Genomic DNA, 14,349 nt, shown 5'->3' with positions numbered 1-14,349 from the left:
TAGTTTTTGCGCTAAATAAATCTAAAGTTCTAGCGATGCTAGAGAGCTCTCAAGGAAGTCATGGATGCAAAAATAAAAACTTGGAGTTTATGCATGTATAAAAATAAAATCACCCAAGCCCTTCTTCTAGGGGCGGGTATGGCAGTGGCTGCCACTTCTACTTTTTCTCTCGCGGCTGATGTTCCAGCCGGAACCAAATTGGCCAAAGTTCAGGAAATCGTTCGCGGTAACGGTACTGAAGTCGCCACACTCGATCCTCACAAATCCCAAGGTGTTCCTGAGTCGCACGTAATTCGTGACTTATTGGAAGGGCTTGTAAACCAAGACGCGGATGGTAAAACCATTCCTGGTGTCGCAGAAAGTTGGGAAACCGCAGACAACAAAACCTTTATTTTCCATTTGCGCAAAAATGCAAAATGGTCAAATGGTGATCCTGTCACGGCTGGTGATTTTGTTTTCAGCTTCCAGCGTGCCGTCGACCCTGTAACGGCTTCTCCTTATTCTTGGTATATGGAATATACCAAGATGAAAAATGCCAAAGAGATTATCGCAGGAACGAAAGACAAAAGTGAACTTGGCGTTAAAGCTAAAGATGACCATACACTCGTTGTTGAGCTTGAAGATGCTGTGCCTTATTTCGTCATGATGATGGGCCATACAACCGTGAAACCCGTTCATAAAGCAACCGTAGAAAAGTTTGGTGACCAATGGACCAAGCCTGAGCATTTTGTTGGTAACGGTGCCTACGTTGTTGATCAATGGGTTGTCAATGAGCGTTTAGTACTAAAGCGTAACGAGCAATACTGGGACAATGATAAAACAGTCATTAACAAAGTTACCTTCCTGCCTATTGAAAACCAAGTATCAGAAATGAACCGTTTCTTATCAGGCGAAATCGATTTCACCAATGAATTGCCAACAGAGCACTTCAAGCGTCTGAAGAAAGAACACCCGGAATCAGTATCGATTCAGGGTAACCTATGTACCTACTACTACATTTTTAATACCAAAAAAGCACCATTTGACGACGTTCGCGTACGTAAAGCGATTTCTTACGCTATCGACCGTAATATTGTGAGTGATGCGATTTTAGGTCAAGGCCAAAAACCAGCTTATTTCTTAACACCTGAAATTACGGCTGGCTTTAATCCTCAAATGCCAGCATACGGCAAGATGACGCAAAAAGAGCGCGATGCAGAAGCGGCAAAATTGTTAGCTGAAGCGGGCTTTAATAAAGACAACCCACTGAAATTCAGCCTCCTCTACAATACATCGGAAAACCACAAGAAAATCGCTGTAGCACTGGGTTCTATGTGGAAAAAAACGTTAGGTCTTGACGTTGTATTAGAGAACCAAGAGTGGAAAACGTATCTAGATTCTAAAGATCAAGGTAACTTTGAAGTGGCACGTGCTGGTTGGTGTGGTGACTATAATGAAGCGTCTTCATTCCTAACCTTAATGGTGAGCAATAACACCACGGGTGGTTTGCACTACCAAAGCGCTGAATACGATGCAATTATTGATAAAGCGTTGAAATCAACCTCAGAAGAAGAGCGCACTAAGCTATATCTGGATGCTGAAAAGCAATTAACTAAAGATATGCCAATTGCCCCTATCTATCAGTATGTTAAATCTCGTTTAGTATCTCCTAATGTAGGCGGCTTCCCGGTGAATAATGCGGAAGATAAGATCTACTCAAAAGATCTTTATATCACAGCAAAGTAAGTCCACTTACGCTGATAAAAATATAACGACTTAGACACTGCATGTAGCTATCTTCAGATAGTAATTTACATGCAGCGTCTTTCTAATTTTCATTGTCACAGACTGAAAGAGTGAGTTTATGCTTAAATTCATCGCAAAAAGGATATTGGAAGCGATACCAACCATGTTGGTGTTGATCACGGTATCTTTCTTTCTCATGCGTTTCGCTCCTGGTAACCCATTCTCAAGCGAACGTCCTTTACCACCGGAAGTGATGGCCAACATTGAAGCCAAATATGGCTTAGACAAACCCGTGTCTGAGCAATACTTCACCTACTTGACCAATATTTTGCAAGGTGATTTTGGCCCATCATTCAAATACCAAGATTATACGGTGAATGAATTGATCGCCGTTGCCTTGCCTGTCTCGGCAAAAGTCGGCTTTATCGCTTTTATTTTTACTGTTATCGCGGGTGTTTCCATCGGTACGATTGCCGCACTAAAACACAACACTTGGATTGACTACACCATCATGTCGACGGCAATGATTGGCGTGGTGATGCCGTCGTTTGTTCTCGCCCCAGCTTTAATTTATCTCTTCTCCTTGCATTGGAAAATATTCCCAGCTGGTGGTTGGTTAGATGGAAGTTTCCAATATTTAGTACTGCCAGTGCTGGGTATGTCGATGCTCTATATTGCCACCTTTGCCCGTATCACCCGTGGCTCAATGATAGAAACACTCAACAGTAACTTTATTCGCACGGCACGCGCGAAAGGATTGAGTTATCCCTATATCGTTGTTAACCATGCTTTGAAGCCTGCTTTACTGCCTGTTGTGTCGTACATGGGGCCTGCGTTTGTCGGTATTATTACGGGGTCTGTGGTGATTGAAACGATTTTCGGTCTACCGGGTATCGGTAAGCTGTTTGTTAACGCTGCATTTAACCGCGATTACTCATTGGTGATGGGTGTAACCATTTTAATTGGTTTCCTATTTATTCTTTTCAACGCCATTGTTGATATTTTGCTTGCGGTCATTGACCCGAAAATTCGCTACTAACAGGGACGTATGGTTATGTTAACGAAAAGAGAAAACCTAGCCGCGGTTGAGAAGTTTTCTGAAAACTTAGAAATAGCTGGCCGCAGCTTATGGCAAGATGCGCGAATTCGCTTTATGCGTAACAGAGCGGCAATGGTCAGTTTGTGTATTTTGACGATGATGACCCTTGCGGTGATCGTACTACCGATGATGGCCCCGTATACCTATGACAATACGGACTGGTATTCAATGCACGTTGGGCCCAATGCGGATCATTGGTTCGGCACCGATAGCCTTGGGCGTGATTTGTATGTGCGTACCTTAGTGGGTGGGCGAATTTCGTTGATGGTTGGCGTAATGGGCGCGTTGGTTGCTGTTCTGATCGGCACACTTTATGGTGCGGCGTCGGGCTTCATTGGCGGTAAAGTAGACCGCATTATGATGCGTATTTTGGAGATTCTATACGCTGTTCCTTTCATGTTCCTTGTTATTGTGTTGGTCACGTTTTTTGGCCGCAATATCGTGCTTATCTTCGTCGCTATCGGTGCAATTGCATGGCTTGATATGGCGCGAATTGTGCGTGGCCAAACCTTGAGCCTACGCAGCAAAGAGTTTATTGAAGCGGCGCATGTGTGTGGCGTCAGCAACTGGAAAATTATTACACGTCATATTGTGCCAAACGTGTTGGGTATTGTAGCGGTCTATTCGACGCTGTTGATCCCAAGTATGATTTTGACAGAGTCATTTTTATCTTTCCTTGGTCTTGGTGTTCAAGAGCCGATGACAAGCTGGGGAGCACTTCTACAAGAAGGTTCACAAACAATGGAAGTCGCTATTTGGCAACTTGCTTTCCCAGCCGCGTTCATGGTGGTCACCCTGTTTTGCTTTAACTATGTCGGTGATGGTCTGCGCGATGCGCTTGATCCTAAAGACCGATAATTAAAAGATTAAGGAAGCAATAATGAGCTTATTAGATGTCAAAGATCTGCGGGTCGAATTTACCACTCAAGATGGTATTGTTACTGCTGTCAACGATTTAACTTTTTCACTGGAGCAAGGCGAAACCCTCGGTATCGTAGGGGAGTCTGGCTCTGGTAAATCGCAAACCGTGTTCGCTATTATGGGCCTACTTGCCAAAAATGGTATTATCACGGGTAGCGCAAAATTTGAAGGGAAAGAGATCCTCAATTTGCCAGAAAAAGCCTTGAACAAAGTGCGCGCTGAACAAATTGCGATGATCTTCCAAGATCCAATGACGTCACTGAATCCTTATATGAAGGTCAGCGAGCAGTTGATGGAAGTGCTGATGCTGCACAAAGGAATGAGCAAGTCGGCTGCGTTTGAAGAGTCGGTACGTATGCTAGAGGCGGTTAAAATCCCCGAAGCGCGTAAGCGAATTACCATGTATCCGCATGAGTTTTCTGGTGGTATGCGTCAACGCGTTATGATTGCAATGGCGTTGTTATGCCGGCCTAAGTTACTGATTGCCGATGAACCCACCACCGCATTGGACGTAACGGTGCAAGCCCAAATTATGGATTTGTTGAATGAACTCAAAAGCGAATTCAATACCGCTATTATCATGATCACCCATGATCTGGGTGTGGTTGCGGGTTCATGTGACAAAGTATTGGTAATGTATGCAGGGCGTACGATGGAATATGGCTCTGTGGATGAGATTTTCTACAACCCGAGTCACCCTTACGCTGAAGGTTTATTAAAAGCCATTCCTCGTTTGGATACGGAAGGTGAAATATTACCAACAATTCCTGGAAACCCACCTAACTTGCTACGATTGCCACCGGGTTGCCCTTATCAAGAGCGCTGCCACCGAGTGACAGAACGCTGTAAACGTGAAGCACCTATTTTATTGCCATTTGCCGATGGTCGCCAACGTGCCTGTTTTTCTGATTGGGAGGCTTGGGTTAAATGAGCGAACAAAAACCATTATTACTGGATGTAAAGAACCTCAAAGTTCACTTCAACATTGCCTCTAAATCCGCGTGGCCGTGGTCTAAACCATCCAACCTAAAAGCCGTAGATGGCGTTAATGTGCGCCTATATGAGGGTGAAACTCTCGGTGTAGTAGGCGAATCAGGTTGCGGAAAGTCTACTTTTGCGCGAGCGATCATTGGTTTAGTCGAAGCCACCGAGGGTGAAGTGGTGTGGCTAGGAAATGATTTGACGAAAATGCATGAGGTTGAGCGTCGCAAAACCCGTAAGCAAATTCAGATGATTTTCCAAGACCCACTGGCGTCATTGAACCCAAGAATGTCGGTTGGCGATATTATTGCAGAGCCACTTCAAACCTTCTATCCAGAACTTTCGAAGCAAGAAGTAAAGGATCGTGTAAAAGAGATGATGACAAAAGTCGGTTTATTGCCGAACGTCATTAACCGCTATCCCCATGAATTCTCTGGTGGTCAGTGTCAACGTATTGGTATTGCCCGTGCGCTCATTTTAAAACCGAAAATGATCATCTGTGATGAGCCAGTTTCTGCTTTGGATGTTTCAATCCAAGCGCAGGTGGTTAACCTGCTCAAAGAGCTGCAAAATGAGCTTGGTTTAAGTTTGGTTTTTATTGCCCATGATTTATCGGTAGTGAAACACATCTCTGATCGTGTACTCGTGATGTATTTAGGCAATGCGGTCGAGCTTGGCACCTCGGAGGCGTTGTTTGCGAATCCATCACACCCTTACACCAAAGCTTTGATGTCGGCTGTGCCAATTCCAGATCCAAAACTGGAGCGTGCTAAGAAAATTCAGATGCTAGAAGGGGATTTACCCTCGCCAATTAACCCGCCTTCTGGATGTGTTTTCCGTACCCGCTGTCCTCAAGCGACGGAAATTTGCGCACAGCAAAAACCGCAGATTAAAGGTAGTGGTGAACATGCTGTGTCTTGTTTGCATGTCGAGCTCTAAATTTAGCCTGTGACAGGCTTAAGCGCGACGAATTTCTGGGTCGCGCTTTTTTTATCTGTGCGCTTAGCGGGGTAAATCGCACTGTTCAAAATTTCTGAATAACAAGGACAACTTCCTCCGGTTTTACCATTTTCTATCCTACTTATAATAAAAAAGTCATCGGAATGAGGAGTGGAGATCATGGGAAAATTAGTTGAAGGCGTCTGGCACGATGTTTGGTATGACACCAAAAGCAGCGCTGGGCATTTTGTACGCGAAGACGCAGGATTCAGACACTGGGTCGACAGCCAGCCAGATGCACGATTTCAACCAGAATCGGGCCGTTATCATTTGTATGTCTCTTTGGCATGCCCTTGGGCTCACCGTACATTGATTTTTCGCCAACTCAAATCACTCACCGAACACATTGATGTTACGGTCGTTTGTCCTGACATGCTAAGTGAAGGCTGGTCTTTTGGTATTCCTGAACCTCTGTTCGGCTATACCAAACTCCACCAAATCTACACCAAAGCAAAGGTAGATTATTCAGGGCGAGTAACTGTACCTGTGCTGTGGGATAAGAAGACCAATACTATTGTTAGCAATGAATCTTCTGAGATTATTCGCATGTTTAACAGTGCATTTAATGAGTTAACGGGTAATCAGCAAGACTACTATCCGCAAGCACTCAGCAAAGCTATCGATGAATGGAATGCGTATATCTACCCCAATATTAATAATGGCGTCTATCGATGTGGGTTTGCGACCACGCAAGAGGCCTATGACGATGCTTATGATGCACTCTTTACGGCATTAGATAAGGTCAACAATCATTTAGCGACGTATCGCTACTTGGTCGGTAACCAGATCACCGAGGCGGATTGGCGTTTATTCACTACACTTATCCGTTTTGATGCTGTTTACGTCGGGCATTTTAAATGCAATAAACAGCGTATCGCCGATTATGAGAACTTAAGCGGTTACTTAAAAGAGCTTTACCAAATCGATGGTATCAAACAAACGACCGATTTTTACCACATCAAACGCCACTATTATTTCAGCCATATCGGCATTAACCCAACGCAAGTGGTACCTAAGGGGCCGGATCTTGATCTTGATACGCCCCATGAGCGCGGCTTTATTGGGTTATAACGAGGGTGGAAGTGTGCTATAAAAAAGGCTCTTATGTGATACATAAGAGCCTTTTAATCAGCAAGTTAAGCTAAGAATTTTATTTTGTTTCTTGGCTTGCTTGAATCGCCGTCAACGCGATTGTGTAAACAATGTCGTCAACCAATGCACCGCGAGACAAATCGTTTACTGGTTTACGCATGCCTTGCAGCATTGGACCGATAGAAACAAGGTCTGCTGAGCGTTGTACCGCTTTGTAAGTTGTATTACCTGTGTTTAGGTCAGGGAAGACAAATACCGTTGCTTTACCAGCGACTGGAGAGTTTGGTGCTTTAGAAGCCGCCACGTTTTCCATGATTGCAGCATCGTATTGCAAAGGACCGTCGATAATAAGATCTGGACGTTTCTCTTGAGCAATGCGCGTCGCTTCACGCACTTTATCTACATCAGCACCTTTACCTGATTCACCCGTCGAGTAGGAAATCATCGCCACGCGCGGGTCAATGCCGAATGCCGCCGCAGAATCGGCCGATTGAATCGCAATTTCAGCAAGCTGTTCAGCATTTGGATCTGGGTTGATGGCGCAGTCGCCGTATACCAACACTTGATCAGGCAATAGCATGAAGAAGATAGAGGATACAATCGAGGCATTTGGCGCGGTCTTAATGATTTGGAATGGAGGAACAATGGTGTTGGCTGTGGTATGAACCGCACCAGAAACCAAACCGTCAACTTCATCCGCTTCAAGCATCATTGTGCCAAGGAATACTGAATCTTGCAGTTTTTCACGAGCCACAACTTCCGTCATGCCTTTTGAACCACGCAGCTCAACCAAGCGAGCGACGTAGTTTTCGCGCACTGAGTCAGCATCGATAATTTCAACGCCAGCACCTAACTCAACACCTTGCTGCGCAGCAACGCGGCGGATTTCATCAGGGTTACCAAGTAGAACACAAGTCGCAATACCGCGCTCAGCACAAATAGATGCCGCTTTCACTGTGCGTGGTTCATCCCCTTCAGGAAGCACAATACGTTTACCTGCACGACGAGCATACTCAGTTAACTGGTAACGGAATGCTGGCGGGCTAAGGCGACGAATACCTTGCGTGCCTTCAGTGAGCGAATTAATCCAAGGACCATCGATGTGGCTAGCAACATGATCGCTGATGAACTCGATACGTTCTTTATCGTCAGCTGGAACTTCTAGGCTAAAGCTTTGTAGGTTGAGTGACGTTTGCCAAGTGTTACCTTGTGCTTTAAAAATAGGCAATCCGCTTTCAAAGGCTGGTTTACATAGGTTCACAATCTCTTGTGGCATATCGTAACCGCCAGTCAGCAGTACCGCACCAATTTCAACGCCATTCATTGCAGCCAGAGAGGCGGCAACAATCACGTCAGGACGATCGGCCGATGTCACTAAGAGTGACCCTGGCTTAAAGTGCTCAATCATGTGTGGCAAAGAACGCGCACAGAAAGTGATGCTCTTAATACGGCGAGACTTAATTTCACCTTCATTAATGATTTCAGCTTTCAGGTGTTTGGCCATATCAATAGCACGAGTCGCGATAAGATCGATACTCCAAGGCACGCAACCTAACACACGAATTGGGCTAGTGTTGAAAATCTGCATCACTTCTAAATTGGCTTGTTTCGCGCTATCTGCATCATCAAAAATTTCTGATAAGTCAGGGCGAGTACGGCCTGCTTCATCAACAGGGGCATTAAGCTTGTTGATAATAACACCTGAAATGTTTTTATTTTTTGTTCCACCAAAGTTTGAGCACGCAACTTCAATACGCTCTTTCAACTGAGTTGGGTTGTCCGTTCCCGGTGTCGCGACAAACACAATTTCTGCGCCCAGTGTTTTGGCAATTTCTGCGTTCACTTGGTTCGCGAATGGGTGTTTGCGTGTTGGCACAAGGCCTTCAATCAGTGTTACTTCAGAATCTTTATTGATGTGGTTGTAACGCTCAACGACGGTTTCAAGCAACACATCCATCTTTTCGCTACCGATCAACGTTTCTGCCGCTGACATCATCATCGGTTCTGCAATGCTGATGTCGCTGTTGCGACCGATAATCGTTGAAGTGAGATCAGGTTGATCGCCACCCGAGCGAGGTTGTGCAATAGGCTTATAAAAAGAAACGCTAACACCTTTACGCTCCATGGCGCGAAGGACACCCATGCTCACGCTGGTAAGACCAACACCAGCGCTGATAGGGATAAGCATAATAGTACGGGACATGAGTAGAGTACCTCAAACTATTGAAATCAATCTAACCGAAACTAGATTGAAAAAGGAACAAAGCCCAACATGACCTTCTTCGGAAATAAGCCTGCTGACCTAAATCGCTAGAAACTAAGGGTTGAGCCCCGGTAAAAAACTGGCTAACTCAGAGAGTTAGCCAGAAAGTCAATTAAAGACCTGCCAGACGAGCAGTATCTTCAGCAATCACTAGCTCTTCATTGGTCGAGATAACCATAGCTGGAATACGACTGTTTGCCGTTGTGATCACACCTTCGCCGCCAAAACGTGCTTTTAGGTTTGCTGCGCTGTCGACTTCGATACCGAAGATAGCCAAACGGTTTAGTACCATTTCACGGATAGGGCCTGAGTTCTCACCGATACCACCAGTGAAGACGATAGCGTCTAGGCGACCGTCAAGGCTTGCTGTGTAGCCAGCCACGTATTTTGCTAGGCGGTGGCAGAACACGTCCATTGCACGAGTCGCTTCTTCTTTCTCACCGTAGTTATCTTCAACAAAACGGCAATCCGAAGTCACTTGAGTTAAGCCTTGTAGGCCAGACTCTTTGGTTAGCATAGTGTTGATTTGATCAACAGAGTAACCCAGTGCATCGTGCAGGTGGAAGATGATTGCAGGGTCGATGTCACCACAACGTGTGCCCATCACCAAACCTTCAAGCGGCGTTAGACCCATTGAAGTATCAACTGATTGACCGTTTTTGATCGCACAAACAGAAGCACCATTGCCTAGGTGACAGTTGATGATGTTAACTTCTTCAACTGGCTTGTTGAGTAGGCCTGCAACTTCACGAGTGATGAATAAGTGTGAAGTACCATGCATGCCATAACGACGGATACCATGCTCTTTGTATAGATTGTACGGAAGAGCGTATAGGAAAGACTCTTCAGGCATAGTTTGATGGAACGCAGTATCAAACACAGCTACGTTTTGAAGCTCAGGGAAGTTTTTCTTAGCGGCTTCGATACCGATGATGTGTGCTGGGTTATGAAGCGGTGCAAAGGTTGCAGCGTCTTGGATACCTTTCAGTACATCATCAGAGATAAGTGCAGATTGAGTGAACTGCTCACCACCGTGTACGATACGGTGACCGATAGCGCCAAGGTTAGCTTTAAGCTCTGGCTTAGAAGCAAGAATAGTTTCAACCATAAACGCGAGTGCTTCTTCGTGCGCTGCACCTTCGCCTAGTTGCGCTTCGTGTTTACCGTCAAGTTTCCACTTGATACGTGCTTCAGGAAGGTGAAGACATTCAGCAAGACCTGATAGGTGCTCAGCACCTGTTTCTGCATCGACAACAGCAAATTTAAGAGAAGAACTACCGCAGTTTAAAACTAAAACTAGCTTAGACATGTGTGACTACCTGTAATAATCGGTTAGGATAAAAATCATTCACAAGAATAGTAGAACCGTTGTGGAGCGCTACTAATCTTGGTCAATAAAACTTGAATTTCCGTATAATGAGACGGGGCTTTTAACGTAAAGTCGTCGATGCATTCCTTGCAGATTTCATCTCGGAGTTGCCTAAATTGTAAATAACGGCAACAATGAGATTGAGGGCTCGCAAAGAATAGCGATAATGGGCCAATATAACAAAAAAAAATTGAAATAATATTAACTTCTATCAATTTTTTACTAGATTAGTTGAATCATTAAACTATTTTTTAGTTGAATGGGCAGCATCGAGAGTGAGGGCGCGCTATGAATAACAAAGTTGGAATCGTTCACAGCCTGAAAGATGGTCAGAAATATATGGATGTTTGGCCTGTGCGCAAAGAGCTAGGCCTCATTTTTCCTGAGCAACGGATCATTAAAGCCACGCGTTTTGGCGTTAAGGCTATGCCAGCTATCGCCGCAATCAGTGTACTGACACAGATGGTTTTTGAAAATACACAGGCGATGCCCCAAGCAGTGGTAGTGGCACTTTTTGCCATAAGCTTACCGCTACAAGGTATGTGGTGGCTGGGAAACCGCGCCAATACCCAACTTCCACCTTCGCTTGCTGGGTGGTACCGAGAGCTGTACCAGAAGATTGTCGATACTGGTTTTGCTTTAGAGCCAATCAAAGCGAAGCCGAGATACAAAGAGCTGGCTGCTATCCTCAACCGAGCATTCCGTCAGTTAGATGACGCCGCGTTAGAACGCTGGTTCTAGCCACCCAGGTAGCATGTGAATAAAAGGCAAAGAGGACTTCCGCAGTGAACTCCTCTTTGTTATTCAACTTTCGCCTTATTCTTATCTCTCTTTTTGTTACTTTACTGTTAAACCTCACTTCCCTTTAGCCTGAGTTACTGGTAATAATGTTGTCAGCGACGCTCAGTGCGCGTACATAAAAATATTAAAAACACAACATCCAACATGTATACCCAAACAATATGAAGTTGTAAGCAATCTGCAATGGGATGAATCCTAATGTGGCACAGGTTAACTGTGTTTAACGGGATGAGCGCATTTGCTAGCATGCTACCGCTTTAAGTAGGAAGGGTATAATGCTTAAATCAAGGAGTTAAGATGAAAGCAGGCAAAGCCATTGTTACCGCCGTTTTTGCAGGAGCAGTATTACTCTCTTCCACAAGCATCATGGCCAAAACAGCGAAAGTCGCCGTATCGCAAATTGTTGAGCACCCAGCTTTAGACGCAACCAGACAAGGTTTACTTGATGGTTTAAAAGCAAAAGGTTATGAACAAGGCAAAAATCTCGATTTTGATTTTAAAACTGCGCAAGGCAACCCAGCCATTGCTGTTCAAATTGCGCGCCAATTTGTCGGGGAAAATCCTGATGTGTTAGTCGGCATCGCAACCCCCACGGCGCAAGCGCTCGTCTCTGCAACCAAAACTATTCCTGTCGTGTTCACGGCGGTGACCGATCCTGTCGGTGCTAAATTGGTGAAAAAACTTGAGCAACCGGGTAAAAACGTGACCGGGCTTTCTGATCTATCGCCAGTTGAACAGCACGTTGAGCTGATCAAAGAGATCATGCCAAACGTGAAATCTATCGGTGTAGTGTATAACCCCGGTGAGGCTAATGCAGTGAGCTTGATGGAACTGCTTAAATCGAGCACTCAAAAACATGGCATTAAACTTATTGAAGCGACAGCCTTAAAAAGCGCAGACGTACAAACTGCGACACAGGCGATTGCCTCAAAATCAGACATTATCTATGCCTTGATTGATAATACCGTCGCCAGTGCGATTGAAGGGATGATTGTTTCGGCAAACCAAGCTAAGACCCCAGTATTTGGCGCAGCAACCTCTTATGTTGAACGCGGAGCGATTGCTAGCCTTGGCTTTGATTATTACCAAATTGGCGTACAAACCGCGGACTATGTTGTCGCTATCTTGGAAGGCCAAGCACCGGGTAAACTGGATGTTAAAGTGGCCAAAGGGTCTGATTTAATGATCAACAAAACCGCAGCGGAAAAACTGGGCGTAACTATTCCTCAGTCAGTACTTGATCGTGCTACGAGCGTAAAATAAAGACCATTCAGAGCTAGAGCGAAGGCTTTAGCTCTGTTTAAGCAGAGAAAGGAGTTGTTATGTCTGCTTTTGCTTTTTTTGGCGCTCTAGAGATAGGGCTGCTGTACGGATTAGTGGCATTGGGTGTTTACCTCACTTTCCGTGTCCTTGATTTCCCCGATTTAAGCGTTGACGGCAGCTTCCCGATGGGCGCTGCGGTGGCCGCAACAGCGATTGTGGCAGGTATTAACCCTTGGGTAGCTACAGGAATGGCAATACTTGCGGGTGCCTTTACCGGTTGGGTGACTGCATTTCTTGCGGTTCGCTGCGGTATTTTACATCTATTGGCGTCGATTCTCACCATGATTGCCGCCTTCTCCATCAATATTCGTATTATGGGACGTCCCAATATTGCTCTGCTTGGGGAGGAGACCATTCTTACGCCTTTTGAAGCCATGGGTGACTCGGTTTACATTCGCCCGCTGGTCGTGGGTGTATTGGTCTTGATTTCGGCCTGGTTTGTGGTGCGATTATTAAACAGTGACTTTGGACTTGGACTGCGTGCTACGGGTGTTAATGCCCGCATGGTGAGAGCACAAGGCGGAAGCACCTCGTTTTATACCTATTTTGCTCTTGCGTTATCGAATGGTTTTGTCGGTTTTGCTGGGGCACTGTTTGCGCAAACCAACAGTTTTGCTGATGTAACTTCGGGCGTAGGGACGATTGTCGTTGGCCTTGCCGCTGTGATCTTGGGGCAGACGTTGATCCCTGGTCGCCGGATCTGGGTTGCAGTGCTGGCGGTCATCGTCGGTTCAGTGCTGTACCGTTTAGCGGTCGCCTTTGCTTTGAGCTCGGGCATGTTCGGTTTGCAGGCGTCTGATCTCAACTTAGTTACCGCTGTGCTGGTGGCCATTGCACTGATTGCGCCAAAAATGAAAAGGAACTTCAAAGCAAAAAAGGGTAATTCTCCTACTCAGAAGTCGGTTGTTGCTAAGCAGGATAAAGCGTCAGGAGAAACATTATGATTCGTTTAGAAGATATTCAAGTCACGTTTAACCCTGGCACAATTTTAGAAAATAGAGCGTTAAGAGGTGTTCACCTCGAAGTACCTGAACATCAATTTTTAACTGTGATTGGCTCAAATGGTGCAGGGAAATCGACCTTACTAGGTGCTGTAACGGGCGAAACGCCCATGATGGCAGGCAAAGTACTCATCGATGAAGTCGATGTCACGCGCCAGAGCGTGGATCAGCGTGCACGTTTATGCGCTCGCGTGTTCCAAGACCCACTTGCCGGTACATGTGGCGATTTAACCATTGAAGAGAATATGGCTTTAGCCTACATGCGCGGCAAGCGCCGAGGGTGGGGGCTGTCACTTTCTTCATCACGTCGCAAGTTGTTTCAAGAGCGAATCGCTATCCTTGGTTTGGGATTAGAAGATCGTTTAGGCGATAATATCGGCCTACTGTCTGGTGGGCAGCGTCAAGCGGTTAGCTTAGTGATGGCAACTTTATCTGACAGTAAATTGTTACTGCTTGATGAGCACACTGCGGCTCTGGACCCTAGAATGGCGGCCTTTATCATTGATTTGACCAAAACAATCGTCAAAGAATTTAACTTGACGGTGATGATGGTAACGCACTCGATGAAAGATGCCTTAGCGTGTGGTGATCGCACAGTGATGCTTCACCAAGGTGAAATTGTTCTTGATGTGTCTGGTGAGCAGCGTGCCAATATGAAAGTGCCTGATCTACTGGAAATGTTTTCGAAAGTTCGAGGCGAAGAGCTGGCAGATGATAGCCTTCTACTCAGTTAATGGTTTTATTTCGTTATCACAGAGGGTTAGTTAACACAGTG

12 protein-coding genes are annotated in these 14,349 nt (G+C 45.5%); 10 read left to right on the top strand and 2 right to left on the bottom strand.

The genetic code is table 11. The features are described 5' to 3' along the window. The first annotated feature begins 93 nt into the window (after positions 1–93). From AACT23_RS10870 to AACT23_RS10845, 6 genes are all read left to right on the top strand, one after another. Positions 94–1,725 carry an ABC transporter substrate-binding protein gene (locus tag AACT23_RS10870; protein ID WP_141195557.1) on the top strand — a complete coding sequence of 544 codons (1,632 nt, stop codon included), beginning with the start codon at positions 94–96 and terminating at the stop codon, positions 1,723–1,725. Between the two features lie 118 nt (positions 1,726–1,843). After that, a complete protein-coding gene (gene oppB, locus AACT23_RS10865; RefSeq protein WP_013856495.1) occupies positions 1,844–2,764 on the top strand; it encodes an oligopeptide ABC transporter permease OppB in 921 nt (306 codons plus the stop codon). 15 nt (positions 2,765–2,779) lie between these two features. Next, complete coding sequence (gene oppC / locus AACT23_RS10860) at positions 2,780–3,682, top strand: oligopeptide ABC transporter permease OppC (protein ID WP_026028150.1); 903 nt, start codon at positions 2,780–2,782, stop codon at positions 3,680–3,682. Positions 3,683–3,704: 22 nt separating this feature from the next. Beyond that, positions 3,705–4,676, top strand: a complete 972-nt coding sequence (locus AACT23_RS10855; protein WP_010319733.1) for an ABC transporter ATP-binding protein — start codon at positions 3,705–3,707, stop codon at positions 4,674–4,676. Then, positions 4,673–5,665, top strand: coding sequence for a murein tripeptide/oligopeptide ABC transporter ATP binding protein OppF (gene oppF, locus AACT23_RS10850; protein ID WP_094128857.1), 993 nt, complete (start codon positions 4,673–4,675; stop codon positions 5,663–5,665). Before AACT23_RS10855 ends, oppF begins: the two co-directional genes overlap by 4 nt. Before the next feature lie 180 nt (positions 5,666–5,845). Beyond that, positions 5,846–6,796, top strand: coding sequence for a glutathione S-transferase family protein (locus tag AACT23_RS10845; protein WP_029388200.1), 951 nt, complete (start codon positions 5,846–5,848; stop codon positions 6,794–6,796). A gap of 79 nt (positions 6,797–6,875) precedes the next feature. Here AACT23_RS10845 and pta read toward each other — a convergent pair whose 3' ends face one another. Further along, on the bottom strand, positions 6,876–9,020 hold the full coding sequence (pta, locus tag AACT23_RS10840) for a phosphate acetyltransferase (protein WP_013856498.1): 2,145 nt from the start codon (positions 9,018–9,020) through the stop codon (positions 6,876–6,878). Between the two features lie 172 nt (positions 9,021–9,192). Then, entirely contained in the window at positions 9,193–10,389 is a 1,197-nt protein-coding gene (locus AACT23_RS10835; RefSeq protein ID WP_013856499.1) for an acetate kinase, read from the bottom strand. A gap of 348 nt (positions 10,390–10,737) precedes the next feature. Between AACT23_RS10835 and yfbV the strand changes: the two genes are divergently transcribed. The 4 genes from yfbV (at position 10,738) to AACT23_RS10815 (ending at position 14,308) form a co-directional block, all read left to right on the top strand. After that, positions 10,738–11,190: a terminus macrodomain insulation protein YfbV gene (gene yfbV, locus AACT23_RS10830; RefSeq protein ID WP_013856500.1), complete on the top strand. Its 453-nt coding sequence runs from the start codon at positions 10,738–10,740 to the stop codon at positions 11,188–11,190. Between the two features lie 357 nt (positions 11,191–11,547). After that, entirely contained in the window at positions 11,548–12,513 is a 966-nt protein-coding gene (locus AACT23_RS10825) for an ABC transporter substrate-binding protein (protein WP_013856501.1), read from the top strand. A gap of 59 nt (positions 12,514–12,572) precedes the next feature. Further along, the gene (locus AACT23_RS10820) at positions 12,573–13,517 is read left to right on the top strand and encodes an ABC transporter permease (RefSeq protein ID WP_094128854.1); all 945 of its coding nucleotides are present in this window, start codon (positions 12,573–12,575) and stop codon (positions 13,515–13,517) included. Beyond that, positions 13,514–14,308: an ABC transporter ATP-binding protein gene (locus tag AACT23_RS10815; RefSeq protein WP_010319725.1), complete on the top strand. Its 795-nt coding sequence runs from the start codon at positions 13,514–13,516 to the stop codon at positions 14,306–14,308. The genes AACT23_RS10820 and AACT23_RS10815 overlap by 4 nt, the downstream gene beginning before the upstream one ends. The last annotated feature ends 41 nt before the right edge of the window (positions 14,309–14,349 follow it).

Source organism: Vibrio sp. V09_P4A23P171 (assembly GCF_963875615.1).
Classification (GTDB): domain Bacteria; phylum Pseudomonadota; class Gammaproteobacteria; order Enterobacterales; family Vibrionaceae; genus Vibrio; species Vibrio anguillarum.
The sequence above is the reverse complement of the archived record's forward strand: the minus strand, read 5'-3'. Positions and strand labels throughout refer to the sequence as shown.